Here is a 17,272-nt window from a genome sequence, read left to right on the forward strand (position 1 = left end):
GGCTTGCCCGCGAAGGCGTCGTGTCAGGAACAACAATGTCGACTGACTCGACGCCTTCGCGGGCAAGCCTCGCTCCTACAGGGATTCGTGTCAGCTCACGATCTCTAGCATCGGCTGCTGACTGCTGCCAAAACTCAGATACTCAATCAGCTCCGTCAACGGCAACGGCTTGCTGATCAAATACCCTTGCACCTGATCGCAACCAAACCCGCGCAACAGATCCAGCTGCTCCGGCGTTTCCACGCCCTCGGCGACCACTTCAAGATTGAGGTTGTGCGCGAGGTTGATCATCGCGTGCACCAGTTTGCGATTCTCTTCACGCCCTTCCATCCCGCCGACAAAGCTCTTGTCGACCTTCAACAAGGCAATCGGCAGGCTGTTGAGGTGCACGAAAGACGAAAACCCGGTGCCAAAGTCGTCGAGCGAGAAGCGCACGCCCAGGCGCCCGAGGGCATCCATGGTCTGCTTCACCAGATCGCTGCGGCGCATGACCGCCGTTTCGGTCAGTTCGAATTCCAGCCACTGCGCTTCGACGCCACGTTCGGCAATCAGCCGGCTCAGGGTCGACAGCAACTGACTGTCCTGAAACTGGCGGAACGACAGGTTGATCGCCATGTGCAGCGCCGGCAGACCGAGCTCGCGCAACGCCTGCATGTCGCGCAACGCGCGGGAAATCACCCAGTAACCGAGTGGCACGATCAAGCCGCTTTGCTCGGCAAGTGGCACGAACTCGCTCGGCGGCAACAACCCACGCTCGGCATGGCGCCAGCGCACCAGGGCTTCGAGGCCGACGATCTGCCCGTCTTCAAGGTTCAGGCGTGGCTGGTAATGCAGTTCCAGCTCATCGCGACGCAACGCCCGGCGCAGCTCGCTTTCGAGGTCAGCCATGCTGCGGGCATTGCGGTTGATGCGTTCGTTGAAGATGTGAAAGGTGCAGCCTTGAGTGCTCTTGGCCTGCTGCATGGCGATGTGCGCGTGCCACATCAACGGATCGGCGCCGGCCTGGGCGCGAGCGTGGGCGATGCCCAGGCTGGAACCGATCAACAGGCTTTCGCCGTCGACCCAATAGGGCTCGGCCAACGCTTCGGTGATGCGTTCGGCCATCCATTCGGCGCGTTGCGGTGCGCGGCGGGTGTCGATCAGCAGGGCGAACTCATCGCTGCCCAGCCGCGCCAGTTGATCGCCGGCCTCGAGCTGGCTTTTCAGGCGCGCGACCACTTGCAGGATCAAGCGGTCGCCGGCCTGGTGGCCAAGGGCGTCGTTGGCATGGCGGAAGTTGTCGAGGTCAAGGTGCCCGAGGGCCAGGCCACGGCCGTCGTTTTCCGCCAGCCGCGCGGCCAGCAAGGTCTGGAAGCCCTGGCGGTTGGCGATGCCAGTCAGCGGGTCTTGCTCGGCCAGGCGTTGCAGAGTGTTTTCCAGCACGCCGCGCTCGCGCACATGGCGCAGGCAACGGCGCAACATGCCAGGGTCGAGATGATCGCGCACCAGCCAGTCGCTCACGCCATCGGGCGGCAACAGCGGCTCTTGTTCGAGCAACAACACCGTTGGCAAACTGCAACGGCCGGGCGCCGGCTGAAGGGCCGGGATCGTCAACAACACCGCGCTGCGGTTGTCATCAAACAGAGCGCTGACCGACTCCCAGCTCGGAGCGCTGATGAGCACGGCCGAGCTCCCCATCGGAGCCAGACACTCGCGCAACAACGCTGCCCACGCTGGCTCTTCGGCCAATAGCAGCAAACGCAAGGGTTCGACAGGCGTAGACAAGCTAGCTCCCTAGACTCTGCAATGATGTAGGCGGCGGGCATTATGCCGTGCCGATAACCAATGACCAACGACATCAGTTATCAAACGAGGCCTTTGTATCCGGAATTACGAACATTAGTCGCAAATTCGTTGCGCATCCTGCGTGAAAGTAACAAAACCGGCAAATATAGATAGCGTGTTGCGTCACAAGTCGGAGAGAGCAGCACAATTCGCTGAGCCTGTTAAAATGCCGGCCCATTTCGTACTGACTCCTGAATTTACGTATGTCCCGACTCAATCCCCGGCAGCAAGAAGCCGTGAGCTACGTCGGCGGCCCTCTTTTGGTGCTCGCCGGTGCAGGCTCCGGCAAGACCAGTGTGATCACGCGCAAAATCGCGCACTTGATCCAGAACTGCGGCATCCGCGCCCAGTACATCGTCGCCATGACCTTTACCAACAAGGCCGCGCGCGAGATGAAGGAACGGGTCGGCACCCTGCTCAAGGGCGGCGAAGGCCGTGGCCTGACGGTGTGCACCTTCCACAACCTGGGCCTCAACATCATCCGCAAGGAACACGTGCGGCTGGGCTACAAACCGGGCTTCTCGATCTTCGACGAGACCGACGTCAAAGCCCTGATGACCGACATCATGCAGAAGGAATACGCGGGCGACGACGGCGTCGACGAGATCAAGAACATGATCGGCTCGTGGAAAAACGACCTGATCCTGCCCGCCGAAGCCCTGGAAAACTCGCGCAACCCCAAGGAACAGACCGCCGCCATCGTCTACACCCACTACCAGCGCACGCTCAAGGCGTTCAACGCGGTGGACTTCGACGACCTGATCCTGCTGCCGGTGAAACTGTTCCAGGAACACGCCGACATCCTCGAAAAGTGGCAGAACAAAGTCCGCTACCTGCTGGTGGACGAATACCAGGACACCAACGCCAGCCAGTATTTGCTGGTGAAGTTGCTGATCGGCACGCGCAATCAGTTCACCGTGGTGGGCGATGACGATCAGTCGATCTACGCCTGGCGCGGCGCCCGCCCGGAAAACCTGATGCTGCTCAAGGACGACTACCCGTCCCTGAAAGTGGTCATGCTGGAGCAGAACTATCGCTCCACCAGCCGCATCCTGCGCTGCGCCAACGTGCTGATCTCGAACAACCCGCACGAGTTCGAAAAGCAGCTGTGGAGCGAGATGGGTCACGGCGACGAGATCCGCGTGATCCGCTGCCGCAACGAAGACGCCGAAGCCGAGCGCGTGGCGGTCGAGCTGCTGACCCTGCACTTGCGCACCGACCGGCCGTACAGCGATTTCGCGATCCTGTATCGCGGTAACTATCAGGCCAAGCTGATCGAGCTGAAGCTGCAACACCACCAGATTCCGTATCGGTTGTCCGGCGGCAACAGCTTTTTCGGACGCCAGGAAGTGAAGGACCTGATGGCCTACTTCCGCCTGATCGTGAACCCGGACGACGACAACGCCTTCCTGCGGGTGATCAACGTGCCACGCCGGGAGATCGGTTCGACGACGCTTGAGAAGCTCGGCAACTACGCCACCGAACGCAAAATCTCGATGTACGCCGCCACCGACGAAATCGGCCTGGGCGAGCATCTGGATGCGCGCTTCACCGATCGCCTGTCGCGCTTCAAGCGTTTCATGGACAAGGTCCGCGAGCAGTGCGCCGGCGAAGACCCGATTTCGGCGCTGCGCAGCATGGTCATGGACATCGACTACGAGAACTGGCTGCGCACCAACAGCTCCAGCGACAAGGCCGCCGACTACCGCATGGGTAACGTCTGGTTCCTGATCGAGGCGTTGAAAAACACCCTGGAGAAAGACGAAGAAGGCGAAATGACCGTCGAGGACGCCATCGGCAAACTCGTCCTGCGCGACATGCTGGAACGTCAGCAGGAAGAGGAAGACGGCGCCGAAGGCGTGCAGATGATGACCCTGCATGCCTCCAAGGGCCTGGAATTCCCTTACGTGTTCATCATGGGCATGGAAGAGGAAATCCTCCCACACCGCTCCAGCATCGAAGCCGACACCATCGAAGAAGAACGCCGCCTGGCCTACGTCGGCATTACCCGCGCACGCCAGACCCTGGCCTTCACCTTCGCGGCCAAGCGCAAGCAGTACGGCGAGATCATCGACTGCGCGCCCAGCCGCTTCCTCGATGAACTGCCGCCGGACGACCTGGCCTGGGAAGGCACCGACGACACGCCGGTAGAAGTCAAAGCCGTTCGCGGCAATACCGCATTGGCCGATATACGGGCGATGTTAAAGCGCTAGAATTGAGCACTTTTTAACCGACACCTTTTGACAAACTAGGCGCACATGGCGCCAGTAGAGGAACGCTTCATGGAAGCACTGCACCAGAAAATTCGCGAACAAGGCATCGTGCTTTCCGATCAGGTCCTGAAGGTCGACGCCTTTTTGAACCACCAGATCGACCCGGCGCTGATGAAACTGATCGGCGACGAGTTCGCTGCGCTGTTCAAGGACTCGGGCATCACCAAGATCGTCACCATCGAAGCCTCGGGCATCGCGCCGGCGATCATGACCGGCCTGAACCTGGACGTACCGGTGATTTTCGCGCGCAAGCATCAGTCCCTGACCCTGACCGAAAACCTGCTGTCGGCGACCGTTTACTCGTTCACCAAGCAGACCGAAAGCACCGTGGCGATCTCCCCGCGCCACCTGACCAGCAGCGACCGCGTGCTGATCATCGATGACTTTTTGGCCAACGGTAAGGCGTCCCAGGCGCTGATCTCGATCATCAAACAGGCCGGCGCGACCGTGGCCGGTCTGGGTATCGTGATCGAGAAGTCGTTCCAGGGTGGACGTGCGGAACTGGATGCGCAGGGTTATCGTGTTGAATCGCTGGCTCGCGTTAAGTCGCTGGCTGGCGGTGTCGTGACCTTTATCGAATAACCAGCAGCACCGCATTTCCCCTGTGGGAGCCAGCCTGCTGGCGATGGCGTCGTGTCAGTCAAAATCTTCATGCCTGACAGACCGTCATCGCCAGCAGGCTGGCTCCCACAGTTGTTTTGGGTTGGCTGTTATTGCGCGGTGGCCTTGAGGCCGGTGAGCAGCAGCCGCTGAAACAGGTCCTCTTTCAGCCCTTCCGGGTTGGTCAGTTGCATACGCTCCAGATGCTCGGGAAACGCTGCCGGCTCCGGCGCATCCAGCGCCGCCTTGCCCAACTCCAGAATCTCCGTCAGCTTGAACTTGCTCTTCAACCAGTTCAGCGCCCGCAACAAATCCCGCTCATGCGCGGTGAAATCACTCCCCAGCGGATACTCCGGAAACAACTGCGGATGCCGCGCCTGAATCGCCTGTAAACGTTCTGGGCGGTTGTCGGCAAAACGCGGATCGAGACGAAAACTCTTCGGCAGTTTCCCGGCACTCTGCGCCTGCTCGATCAAGCCGGGCTGGAACCGTGAATCGCTGACGTTCAGCAACGCCTCGATCACCGCTGCATCGGTCTTGCCACGCAAATCCGCGATACCGTATTCAGTAGCCACGATGTCGCGCAGATGCCGCGGGATCGTGCAATGGCCGTACTCCCAGACGATGTTGGAACTGACCTCCCCGCCCGACTCGCGCCAGCTTCGCAGCAGCAGAATCGAACGCGCGCCTTCCAGCGCATGACCCTGGGCGACGAAGTTGTATTGCCCGCCGACGCCGCTGAGGACACGACCGTCTTCAAGCTGATCGGCCACGCCGGCGCCAAGCAACGTCATGGTGAACACGGTGTTGATGAAGCGCGCATCCAGGCGCTGCAAGCGTTTGAGTTCCTCCTGACCGTACAGCTCGTTGATGTAGCTGATGCGGGTCATGTTGAATTCGAGTCGCTTGCTTTGCGGCAGCTCTCGAAGACGCTCGTAGAAACTGCGCGGCCCGAGGAAGAATCCGCCGTGCACCGAGATGCCGTCGGTTTGCGCCGCTTCATCCAACGTGCCGGCATTCGCCTGTTGTTGGGTTGGCACATCGGGGTAGACCTTGCGCCGCACGATCCCGGCATCGACCAGCACCAGCAGGCCGTTGACGAACATTTCGCTGCAACCGTAAAGGCCTTTGGCGAACGGTTCCAACCCCCCTTCGCGGTCTATCAACTGCGCCCACTGGCTGAGATTTACGTCGGCCAACAACGCCTTGTATCCGTCGTTATCCGCCTGCCGCGCCAGCAACGCCGCCGTCAGCGCGTCGCCCATGGCGCCGATGCCGATTTGCAAGGTGCCGCCATCGCGGACCAGCGCGCTGGCGTGCAGGCCGATGAAATGGTCCTGGAAACCCACCGGCATGTTCGGCGTCGAGAACAACGTGGTGTTGTCTTTCTCGTCGACCAGCAGGTCGAAAGTGTCGATGCCGATTTCCGCGTCACCGGGCATGTACGGCAAGTCGTTGTGCACCTGGCCCACGAGCAGGACCGTCTCCCCCGCCGCCCTGCGCTTGGCGATCATCGGAAACAGGTCGAGGGTGATGTCCGGGTTGCAACTCAGGCTCAGGCGATCCGGGTGTTCGGAGTGGCTGGCCACCAGTTGCGCGACCAGGTTCAAACCGGCCGCGTTGATGTCCCGCGCGGCGTGGCTGTAGTTGCTGCTCACGTAGTCCTGCTGGGCGGATTCGCTATGAAGCAGGCTGCCGGGCTGCATGAAAAACTGTTGAATATGGATGTTGGGCGGCAGGTTGTCCTTGCGCAGGCCCGCGAGGAAATCCAGCTCCGGATAATCGCCGAATACCCGTTCGATGAAGGGTTCGAGGAAGCGCTTCTGCAAGCCGTCGCCCAATGCAGGACGGCCCAGGCACAGCGCGGTGTAGATCGTCAGCTTGCGCTCGGGCAATTGCGCAACGCGTTGATACAGCGCGTTGACGAAGTGGTTGGGTTTGCCCAGGCCGAGGGGCAGGCCCATGTGGATATGCGCCGGCAACCGCGCCAGCACCTCATCGACCGCTTGCTCGATAGAACACAGCTGCACCATCTGATCCTCCCTTACATTCCATGAATTGGGGTTGGACCGAGCTTGCCGGGTCTTTGCTGCAATGAACAGCCCCGGATGCCAACACAAAACCTTGTAGGAGCCGGCTTGCCGGCGATCCAGGCGCCGCGGTTAGCCAGACAAACCGTGTGATCGTTCATCGCCGGCAAGCCGGCTCCTACAGGTGAACAGGCACAAAAAAGCCGCCCGGAGGCGGCTTTTTCGCTAACGATGCGGGCGTGTTACAGGCCGGACATCTCTTTGATGGCGCCTTTCAGCTCGTCGTCGGAGCAGTCGGCGCAGGTGCCTTTAGGCGGCATCGCATTGATACCGGTAATGGCCTTGGCCAGGATGCCGTCGAGACCGCCCTGGTGATCGGCGCGTTCTTTCCAGGCAGCCTTGTCGCCGATTTTCGGCGCGCCCAACAGGCCGGTGCCGTGGCAAGCGTTGCAATGTTTTGCAATAACGTCTTTAGGTGCCTTGGCACCGCCACCGCCGCCAGAAGCAGCAGCGACTTCCATCCCCTTGCACTCTTGACCCTGAACACAAACTTGGCCAACTGGATCAAGGCGTTTTGCAATATCGTCATTCGTCGCAGCTTGAGCGCTGACAGCCCAAAGGGCCAATACGGTTGCTGGTGCAGCCAGCATTTTCATAATTAGGTTCACGCGTTCACCCTCAATGGTGGCTAGTCACGCCTACGGCCACGGTTCGCAGGCGGGCGCAAGTATAGCGGTAAGCCCGCCGCACTGAAACAACCCCAAAGTCGAAGGGGTCTTGTTGCGCCGCGGAAAAACCCTTTGGGTGCCGCTGCCGTGCTGGCAGGACGCCTCTTCTCTTAGAAATTCGCTGGCGTGGCTGCGCTGATTAGTCGCGCCGGCGCGTCGAACGGATTACGGAAACGGTGCGGCTTGGTACTTTCAAAGTAGTAGCTATCACCGGCTTCGAGCACAAAAGTTTCCAGCCCGACCACCAGTTCCAGACGCCCTTCCACCAGAATCCCGGTTTCCTCGCCCTCATGGGTGAGCATCTCGTCACCGGTGTCGGCGCCTGGCGGGTAGATTTCATTGAGGAACGCAATGGCGCGGCTCGGGTGAGCCCGGCCGACCAGTTTCATGGTCACTGCGCCATCGGAAATATCGATCAGCTCGTTAGCCTTGTAGACGATCTGAGTCGGTTTTTCCTGCAGGATCTCTTCGGAAAAGAACTCGACCATCGACATGGGAATCCCGCCCAGAACCTTGCGCAGCGAACTGATCGAGGGGCTGACGCTGTTCTTCTCGATCATCGAAATGGTGCTGTTGGTGACGCCCGCGCGTTTGGCGAGTTCACGCTGCGAAAGACCTTTGAGCTTACGGATGGATTGCAGTCGTTCACCGACGTCCAAGCTTGCGCCTCCAGGATTCAGGTTGTAGGAATATGAGCGTTATCATGGCGACAGCGTTCAGTATTTACAACACTTTGGCCTGAATCCTGTTCGGCGAAGCGACTTCCGGTCCGTGCGGTTCGGGTCAAGCCCCGGAATAGAGCAGCGGAACCCGGCGCAGGTTGCAGAAGATCTGATAGGGAATCGTGTCTGCGGCTTCCGCCACGGTGCTGGCGAGCACGTTTTTGCCCCACAACTCGACGGTCGAACCGAGGCCGGCTTGCGGTACATCGGTCAGATCGATGCACAGCATGTCCATCGACACCCGGCCGATCAACTGGCTGAGCTGCCCGGCGACCATCACCGGCGTACCGGTCGGTGCGTGACGCGGATAGCCATCGGCATAACCCATCGCCACCACGCCAACGCGCATCGGCTTCTGGGTGATGAATTTGGCGCCGTAACCGATCGGCTCACCGGCCGGCAGCTCACGCACGCAAATCACTTTCGATTCCAGGGTCATCACCGGTTGCAGGCGCGAGGCCACGGCGTTGGCTTCTTCGAAAGGCGTGGCGCCGTAGAGCATGATGCCCGGACGCACCCAGTCACTTGGGATCTGCGGCCAACCGAGCACTGCCGGCGAGTTACGCAGGCTGACCTCGGCCGCCAAGCCCTGACGGGCGGCTTCAAACACCGCCACCTGCTCGGCACTGGCTTGACTGTGCAGTTCATCGGCGCGGGCGAAGTGGCTCATCAGCACCACTTTCGCGACCTTGCCGCTGGCCAGCAGCCGTTGATAGGCCGATTGGTAATCCTTTGGATGCAGACCGACCCGGTGCATGCCCGAATCGAGCTTGAGCCAGACAGTGATCGGTTTGCTCAGCGCGGCTTTTTCGATGGCTTCAAGCTGCCACAGCGAATGCACCACGCACCAGAAATCATGCTCGACGATCAGCGCCAGCTCGTCGGCTTCGAAAAAACCTTCCAGCAACAACACCGGCGCGCGAATGCCGGCAGCGCGCAGTTCCAGTGCTTCTTCGATGCACGCCACAGCAAACCCGTCCGCCTCGGCTTCCAGCGCCTGGGCGCAACGCACCGCGCCATGGCCGTAGGCATCCGCCTTGATCACCGCGAGGGCCTTGGCCCCAGTGAGTTCACGGGCGATCCGGTAGTTGTGACGCAGGGCTTGAAGGTCGATCAGGGCACGGGCTGGACGCATGGCGGCAGGGCTTCTAGGCGGTCATGGGAATAAAAACCGGCGCTGGCTGACAGCGTGAACCGCCAACAGCACCGGGAGAGGGATCTTTCTGACAGGCTTACGGCAGAGCGGCTACAACCGACAGCTCGATCAGGATTTCCGGTTCGCACAGCTTCGACTCAACCGTTGCACGGGCCGGTGCGACGCCTTTTGGCAGCCACTTGTCCCACACCGCGTTCATGCCTTCGAAGTGCGCGTCGATGTCTTTCAGGTAAATCGTCACCGACAGCAAATGGTGCTTGTCAGTACCCGCCATATCCAGCAAACGCTCGATATTGGCGAGGGTTTCGCGAGTCTGCTGTTCAATCCCGGCGTTCAGGTCGTCGCCGACCTGCCCTGCCAAATACACCGTACCGTTGTGAGCGACGATCTGACTCATGCGCTCATTGGTGAGCTGGCGCTGGATTGCCATGTTTTGCGGGCTCCTGGACTTTGCTGCCATAACGGGAAATATCGAGGCCTTCTGCACTGATCTGCGGCGTTTTCTTCGCCATCAGGTCGGCCAGCAAGCGACCGGAGCCGCACGCCATGGTCCAGCCGAGGGTGCCGTGACCGGTGTTCAGGAACAGGTTGCTGAACGGCGTTGCACCCACAATCGGCGTGCCATCCGGCGTGGTCGGACGCAGACCGGTCCAGAAACTTGCCTGGGCCAGATCGCCACCCTGAGGATAAAGGTCGTTGACGATCATCTCCAGGGTTTCGCGCCGACGCGGGTTCAGCGACAGGTCAAAACCGGCGATTTCAGCCATGCCGCCGACGCGGATGCGGTTGTCGAAACGGGTGATCGCGACCTTATAGGTCTCGTCGAGAATGGTCGACGTCGGGGCCATCGCCGGGTTGGTGATCGGCACGGTCAGGGAGTAACCCTTGAGCGGGTAAACCGGTGCCTTGATGCCCAGCGGCTTGAGCAACTGCGGCGAGTAGCTGCCGAGTGCCAATACGTAGCGGTCAGCGGTTTCCAGCTTGCCGTCGATCCACACACCGTTGATGCGATCACCGGCGTAGTCGAGCTTCTGAATGTCTTGGCCGAAGCGAAATTCCACACCCAGTTTCACAGCCATTTCGGCCAGGCGGCTGGTGAACATCTGGCAATCGCCGGTCTGGTCGTTCGGCAGGCGCAGGGCACCGGCGAGGATATCGGTCACGCTGGCCAGCGCCGGTTCAACGCGAGCAATGCCGGCACGGTCGAGCAGTTCGAACGGCACGCCGGACTCTTTCAGTACGGCGATGTCTTTCGCGGCGCCGTCGAGTTGAGCCTGGGTGCGGAACAATTGAGTAGTACCGAGGCTGCGGCCTTCGTAGGCAATGCCGGTTTCGGCGCGCAGTTCGTCGAGGCAGTCACGGCTGTACTCGGACAGACGGACCATGCGCTCCTTGTTCACCGCATAACGGCTGGCGGTACAGTTGCGCAGCATCTGCGCCATCCACAGGTATTGGTCGATGTCGGCAGTGGCCTTGATCGCCAGCGGTGCGTGGCGCTGCAACAGCCACTTGATGGCCTTGAGCGGCACACCCGGCGCGGCCCATGGCGAGGCATAACCCGGCGAAACCTGCCCGGCGTTGGCGAAACTGGTCTCCATGGCCGCAGCCGGCTGACGGTCCACCACCACCACTTCGAACCCGGCACGCGCCAGATAATAAGCACTGGTGGTACCGATGACGCCGCTACCCAAGACCATAACGCGCATTTTCATATCCCTCATCGCGGCGTGCCGCTGACGTTTGTAGAACAGACCGTAGATGTGGGCAGTTTAAAAAAGATTAGCCAGTGCATTTCACTATATAAGCACCTATATTTGGCGACAATTCTCGGCAAAAACGCTTTTCACGGAGGCGCATCCCCTATGCGTACCAACACTCAGACCAAACGTGAGCTGGACAAGATCGACCGCAACATCCTGCGGATCCTGCAAGCGGACGGGCGTATCTCCTTCACGGAGCTTGGGGAAAAGGTCGGGCTCTCGACCACGCCCTGCACCGAGCGGGTCCGGCGCCTGGAGCGCGAAGGGATCATCATGGGCTACAACGCCCGGCTGAACCCGCAGCACCTCAAAGGTAGTCTGCTGGTGTTCGTCGAGATCAGCCTCGACTACAAATCCGGCGATACTTTCGAAGAGTTCCGACGCGCGGTGCTGAAACTGCCCCACGTGCTGGAATGCCATTTGGTGTCAGGGGATTTCGACTACCTGGTGAAGGCGCGGATCTCGGAGATGGCGTCTTATCGAAAGCTGCTGGGCGACATCCTGCTCAAGCTGCCGCATGTGCGGGAATCGAAGAGTTATATCGTGATGGAAGAGGTGAAGGAGAGTCTGAGTCTGCCGATTCCGGATTGAGACTTTGTGGTGCCTGTTCAGACCCCATCGCTAGCAGGCTAGCTCCCACAGTTGAAATGCATTCCAATGTGGGAGCTAGCCTGCTGGCGATTACAGGCGACTCGGTCTCGACTTAGACGAGCACCTGCCGGGTAGAAGCCATGTACTCATGAATCTGCTTCTCCACCCGCGGATGAATCAGCTCCACCGGCCCCCGCCCATTCGGGCACGGCAAGGTCTTGGTGGTGCCGAACAACCGGCAAATCAGCGGTCGCTCGTCATACACCGTGCAGCCGTTGGGCCCCAAGTGCACGCAGTTGAGCTCATCCATCGCCGCATCCTGCTCGGCGCGGGTCTTGCGCGGCAGGCGCGACATTTCTTCCGGCGAGGTGGTCACCGGCCCGCAGCAGTCATGGCAGCCGGGCACGCACTCGAACGAGGGGATCTGCTGTCGTAACGTGCGGATTTTCTGACTGTTGCAGCTCATCGAAACGGTGACCCAAAGCGGACTGGAGCGCGATTCTGACGCAAACGCGCCGATCCAGACAGCCACAACCGACCAGTGTTGCCCGCGCCGGAAGGTCCGGCTTATGCTCCGTCAAATTTACTAAACACAAAAATCAGGATGATGCGCATGAATGCCCGTGCTCAGCACACCGCCTCTTATTATGCCGCCAGCAGCCTGCCGCAGCCCGATCATCCGGTGTTGAAAGGTGAGCTGGTAGCCGATGTGTGCGTGGTCGGCGGCGGGTTTTCCGGGTTGAACACCGCGCTTGAGCTGGCGGAACGCGGCCTCAGCGTGGTGCTGCTCGAAGCGCACAAGATTGGCTGGGGCGCCAGCGGCCGTAATGGTGGGCAACTGATTCGTGGCGTCGGTCATGGGCTCGATCAGTTCGCCAACGTGATCGGCACGGACGGCGTGCGTCAGATGAAACTCATGGGGCTGGAAGCCGTGGAAATCGTCCGACAGCGCATCGAGCGTTTTCAGATCCCTTGCGACCTGACCTGGGGTTACTGCGATCTCGCCAACAAACCCCGCGACCTGGAAGGTTTCGCCGAAGACGCCGAGGAACTGCGCAGCCTTGGTTACCGCTACGAAACCCGATTGCTGCAAGCCCATGAAATGCACAGCGTGGTGGGTTCCAATCGCTACGTCGGCGGCCTGATCGACATGGGTTCGGGCCATTTGCACCCACTGAATCTGGCATTGGGCGAAGCCGCCGCTGCGCAGCAACTGGGCGCCAGACTGTTTGAGCAATCGGCAGTGACCCGCATTGATTACGGCCCGGAGGTGAAGGTCCATACGGCTCAAGGTTCGGTTCGCGCAAAAACCCTGGTGCTGGGCTGCAATGCCTACCTCAACCAACTCAACCCCGAACTCAGCGGCAAGGTGTTGCCCGCCGGCAGCTACATCATCGCCACCGAACCCTTGAGCGAAGAACAGGCGCATGAACTGCTGCCGCAGAACATGGCGGTATGTGATCAGCGGGTGGCGCTGGATTACTACCGGCTCTCGGCGGATCGTCGCTTGCTGTTCGGTGGCGCCTGCCATTATTCAGGTCGCGACCCGAAGGACATCGCCGCGTATATGCGGCCGAAGATGCTTGAGGTGTTCCCGCAACTGGCTGGTGCGAGGATTGATTATCAGTGGGGCGGGATGATCGGCATCGGCGCAAACCGATTGCCGCAGATTGGCCGGCTCAAGGACCAGCCGAATGTGTATTACGCCCAGGCTTATTCAGGTCACGGCGTGAATGCCACGCATCTGGCGGGCAAGTTGTTGGCCGAGGCGATCAGCGGGCAGCAAGGTGGCGGGTTCGATCTGTTTGCCAAGGTGCCGCACATTACCTTCCCCGGCGGGAAGCATTTGCGCTCGCCGTTGTTGGCGCTGGGGATGTTGTGGCATCGGCTTAAAGAGTTGGTCTGAGGGATTTGTGGCGTCAGTGATGACGCCTTCGCGGGCAAGCCTCGCTCCTACAAGGGATACGCGTCCAACTGTAGGAGCGAGGCTTGCCCGCGAAGGCGTCCGGGAGAACGCCACACATTTCAAACCCGCCAAAATGGCTTAAGCCCCTCATCCCGCGCCTGTTCCCGGTTCAACCCGACATCCCTCAATTGCTCCGGCGTCAGCTCCAGCAACGCCTTGCGCGTGTGCAGACGATGCCAGAACAGACCCCAGCGACTCAGGCCCGACGGTGCGTTGCGCATCAACGCCTCGCGCGTACCGTTGATTTGCCCTGCCGCCAGTTCCTGACTGCGTAACGTCAGCCGCACATCGCTCAAGCCGTTCATTTTGATTGCTCCTGTTTACTTGGGTAGCCAGAGCTTTCATGATGCGCGGACGGCGAAAAGCATTACAGATTCAACCAGCCTGTATTAATTCCATACAGATTCGGCGTTTTAACCTCTGAATTACAATTTTTTGCCCGATCTGTACTGGTTAACCGAATCACTCACACCGAGACTGCGCCATGACCCTTTACGTCAACCTCGCCGAATTGCTCGGCACGCGGATCGAACAGGGCTTCTATCGCCCCGGCGACCGGCTGCCGTCGGTGCGGGCATTGAGCGTCGAACACGGGGTCAGCCTGAGCACGGTGCAACAGGCCTATCGGGTGCTGGAAGACAGCGGCCTGGCGATGCCGAAACCCAAGTCCGGCTATTTCGTCCCGGCCAGCCGCGACCTGCCGGAACTGCCGGCGATTGGCCGTCCGGCGCAACGCCCTGTGGATATCTCGCAGTGGGACCAAGTGCTGGAACTGATCCGCGCGGTGCCACGCAAAGACGTGGTGCAACTGGGTCGCGGTATGCCGGACATCACCACGCCAACCATGAAACCGTTGCTGCGCAACCTCGCGCGCATCAGTCGACGGCAGGACATGCCCGGCCTGTATTACGACAACATCCACGGCACTCTCGAACTGCGTGAGCAAATCGCCCGCCTGATGCTCGACTCCGGCTGCCAACTGACGGCCAACGACCTGGTGATCACCACCGGCTGCCACGAAGCGCTGTCCACCAGCATTCGCTCCATCTGTGAGCCGGGCGACATCGTCGCGGTGGATTCGCCGAGCTTTCATGGCGCCATGCAGACGCTCAAGGGCTTGAACATGAAAGCCCTGGAAATCCCCACCGACCCGCTGACCGGGATCAGCCTCGATGCACTGGAACTGGCTCTGGAGCAATGGCCGATCAAGGCCATACAGTTGACCCCCAACTGCAACAACCCGTTGGGCTACATCATGCCGGAATCGCGCAAACGCGCGTTGTTGACACTCGCACAGCGGTTCGACGTGGCGATCATCGAGGACGATGTGTATGGCGAACTGGCCTACAACTACCCGCGACCGCGCACGATCAAATCCTTCGACGAAGACGGCCGCGTCCTGCTCTGCAGTTCTTTCTCCAAAACGCTGGCACCCGGCCTGCGCATCGGCTGGGTTGCACCGGGCCGCTATCTGGAGCGGGTGCTGCACATGAAATACATCAGCACCGGCAGCACAGCGCCGCAACCGCAGATTGCCATCGCCGAATTCCTCAAGGCCGGTCACTTCGAGCCTCATTTGCGGCGGGTGCGCACACAATACCAGCGCAATCGCGACATCATGATCGATTGGGTCAGCCGCTATTTTCCCGCCGGTACCCGCGCCAGTCGGCCGCAAGGCAGTTTCATGCTCTGGGTCGAACTGCCTGATGGCTTCGACACCCTGAAACTGAACCGCGCCCTGCATGACCAAGGCGTACAGATTGCCGTCGGCAGCATTTTTTCGCCCTCGGGCAAATACCGCAATTGCCTGCGGATGAACTACGCTGCCAAGCCAACACCACAGATTGAAGACGCGGTGCGCAAGGTCGGCGCGGCGGCAATCAAACTGCTGGCGGAAAATGAGAACTTCACCGACTGACCTTTAGCCGAGATCCAGCGTCCATATGTCGACACCTGCCGCCAATCGGACCGATCCCACGTGAGAGTCAGACAGCCCCTACTCGCTCTGCTGCTACTCGCCTCGCTCCTGGGCGGTTGCGCCAGTCTCGATGTTCAACGCGAACCGAGCCAGGCGCTGCCCGCCAGCGACTCGGCATTCGGTCGATCAATCCAGGCCCAGGCCGCGCCCCACGAGGGCAAGTCGGGCTTTCGGCTGCTGTCCAATAGCGGCGAAGCGTTCATGGCCCGTGCCGAGCTGATCCGCAACGCCCAAAGCAGCCTCGACTTGCAGTACTACATCGTCCATGACGGCATCAGCACACGGATGCTGGTGGACGAACTGCTCAAGGCTGCTGACCGTGGCGTACGCGTGAGAATCCTGCTCGACGACACCACCAGCGATGGCCTCGACTGGATCATCGCCACGCTGGCGGCGCACCCGCAGATCCAGATCCGCCTGTTCAACCCGCTGCACCTGGGCCGCAGCACCGGCGTGACGCGGACCATGGGCCGGCTGTTCAACCTGTCGCTGCAACACCGACGCATGCACAACAAGCTGTGGCTGGCGGACAACAGCGCCGCCATCGTCGGCGGTCGCAACCTGGGGGACGAGTATTTCGATGCCGAGCCCAACCTGAATTTCACCGACATCGACATGCTCGGCGTCGGCCCGGTCGCCGAGCAGCTTGGCCACAGCTTCGACCAGTATTGGAACAGTGCGCTGAGCAAGCCGATCGATGAATTCCTGTCGAGCCGACCGACGCAAAAGGACCTGCAAAACACCCGCACACGCCTGGAAGAATCGCTGGAAGAGACGCGCAAACAGAATCACGCGTTGTATCAGCGGCTGATGACTTACACCACAAACCCGCGCATGGACATCTGGCGCCGGGAGCTGATCTGGGCCTGGAACCAGGCGTTGTGGGACGCACCGAGCAAGGTTTTGTCAGACGGCGAGCCCGATCCTCAATTGCTGCTGACCACGCAACTGGCGCCAGAGCTTAACGGGGTCAGCAAAGAGCTGATCATGATCTCGGCTTACTTCGTACCGGGTCAGCCAGGGCTGGTTTACCTGACCGGCCGCGCCGATGCCGGGGTCTCTGTCAGCCTGCTGACCAACTCGCTGGAAGCCACCGATGTACCGGCGGTGCACGGCGGCTACGCGCCCTATCGCCGGGCATTGCTGGAACATGGCGTGAAGTTGTACGAATTGCGTCGCCAGCCCGGCGAAGGCGGCGGCAGCGGGCCGCATATTTTCTACAGCAAGCCATACCGGGGTTCCGATTCGAGCCTGCACAGCAAAGCGATGATCTTCGACCAGCAGAAATCCTTCATCGGCTCGTTCAACTTCGACCCGCGCTCGCTGCTGTGGAACACCGAGGTCGGGGTGCTGGTAGACAGCCCCGAACTCGCTGTCTATGTGCGCAAGGCGGCGCTGGAAGGTATGGCGCCGCCTCTGAGCTATGAGGTGAAGCTGGAAAACAATCGGATCGTCTGGGTGACCGAAGACGACGGCAAAATGCACACACTGACCGATGAACCGGGAAGCTGGTGGCGCCATTTCAATGCATGGATGAGCACCGCCGTGGGCCTGGAGAAGATGCTCTAACCCACAATAAACACCCCCTGTAGGAGCGAGCCTGCTCGCGATGGTGTGTCAGCCACACAGGTTTGACTGACACAC

General features: G+C 60.6%; 15 protein-coding genes. 6 read left to right on the top strand and 9 right to left on the bottom strand.

What is annotated here, in order from left to right; genetic code table 11:
• Window positions 1-90: 90 nt before the first annotated feature.
• Window positions 91-1,764 carry a putative bifunctional diguanylate cyclase/phosphodiesterase gene (locus KGB25_RS29080; protein WP_008037990.1) on the bottom strand — a complete coding sequence of 558 codons (1,674 nt, stop codon included), beginning with the start codon at window positions 1,762-1,764 and terminating at the stop codon, window positions 91-93.
• A gap of 263 nt (window positions 1,765-2,027) precedes the next feature.
• Here KGB25_RS29080 and rep point away from each other — a divergent pair, with 263 nt between their 5' ends.
• Together rep and KGB25_RS29090 are read left to right on the top strand one after the other, a co-directional pair.
• Window positions 2,028-4,037, top strand: coding sequence for a DNA helicase Rep (gene rep / locus KGB25_RS29085; RefSeq protein ID WP_008030544.1), 2,010 nt, complete (start codon window positions 2,028-2,030; stop codon window positions 4,035-4,037).
• 69 nt (window positions 4,038-4,106) lie between these two features.
• Window positions 4,107-4,679 (top strand): xanthine phosphoribosyltransferase, encoded by a 573-nt coding sequence (locus KGB25_RS29090; RefSeq protein ID WP_223437811.1) that lies wholly within the window; start codon window positions 4,107-4,109, stop codon window positions 4,677-4,679.
• A gap of 128 nt (window positions 4,680-4,807) precedes the next feature.
• Here KGB25_RS29090 and KGB25_RS29095 read toward each other — a convergent pair whose 3' ends face one another.
• The 6 genes from KGB25_RS29095 to dadA all read right to left on the bottom strand — a co-directional run bounded on the left by KGB25_RS29095 (window position 4,808) and on the right by dadA (window position 11,039).
• Entirely contained in the window at window positions 4,808-6,730 is a 1,923-nt protein-coding gene (locus tag KGB25_RS29095; protein ID WP_223437813.1) for an acetyl-CoA hydrolase/transferase C-terminal domain-containing protein, read from the bottom strand.
• 239 nt (window positions 6,731-6,969) lie between these two features.
• Window positions 6,970-7,383, bottom strand: a complete 414-nt coding sequence (locus KGB25_RS29100) for a c-type cytochrome (RefSeq protein ID WP_032828815.1) — start codon at window positions 7,381-7,383, stop codon at window positions 6,970-6,972.
• 182 nt (window positions 7,384-7,565) lie between these two features.
• The gene (locus tag KGB25_RS29105) at window positions 7,566-8,114 is read right to left on the bottom strand and encodes a cupin domain-containing protein (RefSeq protein WP_007947433.1); all 549 of its coding nucleotides are present in this window, start codon (window positions 8,112-8,114) and stop codon (window positions 7,566-7,568) included.
• Window positions 8,115-8,238: 124 nt separating this feature from the next.
• Window positions 8,239-9,312, bottom strand: coding sequence for an alanine racemase (alr, locus tag KGB25_RS29110; protein ID WP_223437815.1), 1,074 nt, complete (start codon window positions 9,310-9,312; stop codon window positions 8,239-8,241).
• A 97-nt stretch (window positions 9,313-9,409) separates the two neighbouring features.
• Window positions 9,410-9,763, bottom strand: a complete 354-nt coding sequence (locus tag KGB25_RS29115) for a RidA family protein (protein ID WP_207284948.1) — start codon at window positions 9,761-9,763, stop codon at window positions 9,410-9,412.
• Complete coding sequence (gene dadA / locus KGB25_RS29120; protein WP_008030556.1) at window positions 9,735-11,039, bottom strand: D-amino acid dehydrogenase; 1,305 nt, start codon at window positions 11,037-11,039, stop codon at window positions 9,735-9,737. The genes KGB25_RS29115 and dadA overlap by 29 nt, the downstream gene beginning before the upstream one ends.
• A 156-nt stretch (window positions 11,040-11,195) precedes the next feature.
• On the opposite strand from dadA, the gene KGB25_RS29125 reads away from it, so the two are divergent.
• Window positions 11,196-11,684 carry an Lrp/AsnC ligand binding domain-containing protein gene (locus KGB25_RS29125; RefSeq protein ID WP_003177284.1) on the top strand — a complete coding sequence of 163 codons (489 nt, stop codon included), beginning with the start codon at window positions 11,196-11,198 and terminating at the stop codon, window positions 11,682-11,684.
• Window positions 11,685-11,796: 112 nt separating this feature from the next.
• On the opposite strand, the gene KGB25_RS29130 is transcribed toward KGB25_RS29125, so the two are convergent.
• Entirely contained in the window at window positions 11,797-12,150 is a 354-nt protein-coding gene (locus KGB25_RS29130) for a YkgJ family cysteine cluster protein (RefSeq protein WP_007947437.1), read from the bottom strand.
• Window positions 12,151-12,297: 147 nt separating this feature from the next.
• On the opposite strand from KGB25_RS29130, the gene KGB25_RS29135 reads away from it, so the two are divergent.
• A complete protein-coding gene (locus KGB25_RS29135) occupies window positions 12,298-13,590 on the top strand; it encodes an NAD(P)/FAD-dependent oxidoreductase (RefSeq protein WP_223437817.1) in 1,293 nt (430 codons plus the stop codon).
• A 119-nt stretch (window positions 13,591-13,709) separates the two neighbouring features.
• On the opposite strand, the gene KGB25_RS29140 is transcribed toward KGB25_RS29135, so the two are convergent.
• Window positions 13,710-13,955 carry a DUF1127 domain-containing protein gene (locus KGB25_RS29140; RefSeq protein WP_223437820.1) on the bottom strand — a complete coding sequence of 82 codons (246 nt, stop codon included), beginning with the start codon at window positions 13,953-13,955 and terminating at the stop codon, window positions 13,710-13,712.
• Between the two features lie 179 nt (window positions 13,956-14,134).
• On the opposite strand from KGB25_RS29140, the gene KGB25_RS29145 reads away from it, so the two are divergent.
• Window positions 14,135-15,568 carry a PLP-dependent aminotransferase family protein gene (locus KGB25_RS29145; RefSeq protein ID WP_192228205.1) on the top strand — a complete coding sequence of 478 codons (1,434 nt, stop codon included), beginning with the start codon at window positions 14,135-14,137 and terminating at the stop codon, window positions 15,566-15,568.
• A 60-nt stretch (window positions 15,569-15,628) separates the two neighbouring features.
• Window positions 15,629-17,197 (top strand): phospholipase D family protein, encoded by a 1,569-nt coding sequence (locus KGB25_RS29150; RefSeq protein WP_223437822.1) that lies wholly within the window; start codon window positions 15,629-15,631, stop codon window positions 17,195-17,197.
• Window positions 17,198-17,272: the final 75 nt, after the last annotated feature.

The sequence above is a fragment of the Pseudomonas sp. BF-RE-21 genome (genome assembly GCF_019947305.1).
Lineage (GTDB): Bacteria > Pseudomonadota > Gammaproteobacteria > Pseudomonadales > Pseudomonadaceae > Aquipseudomonas > Aquipseudomonas migulae.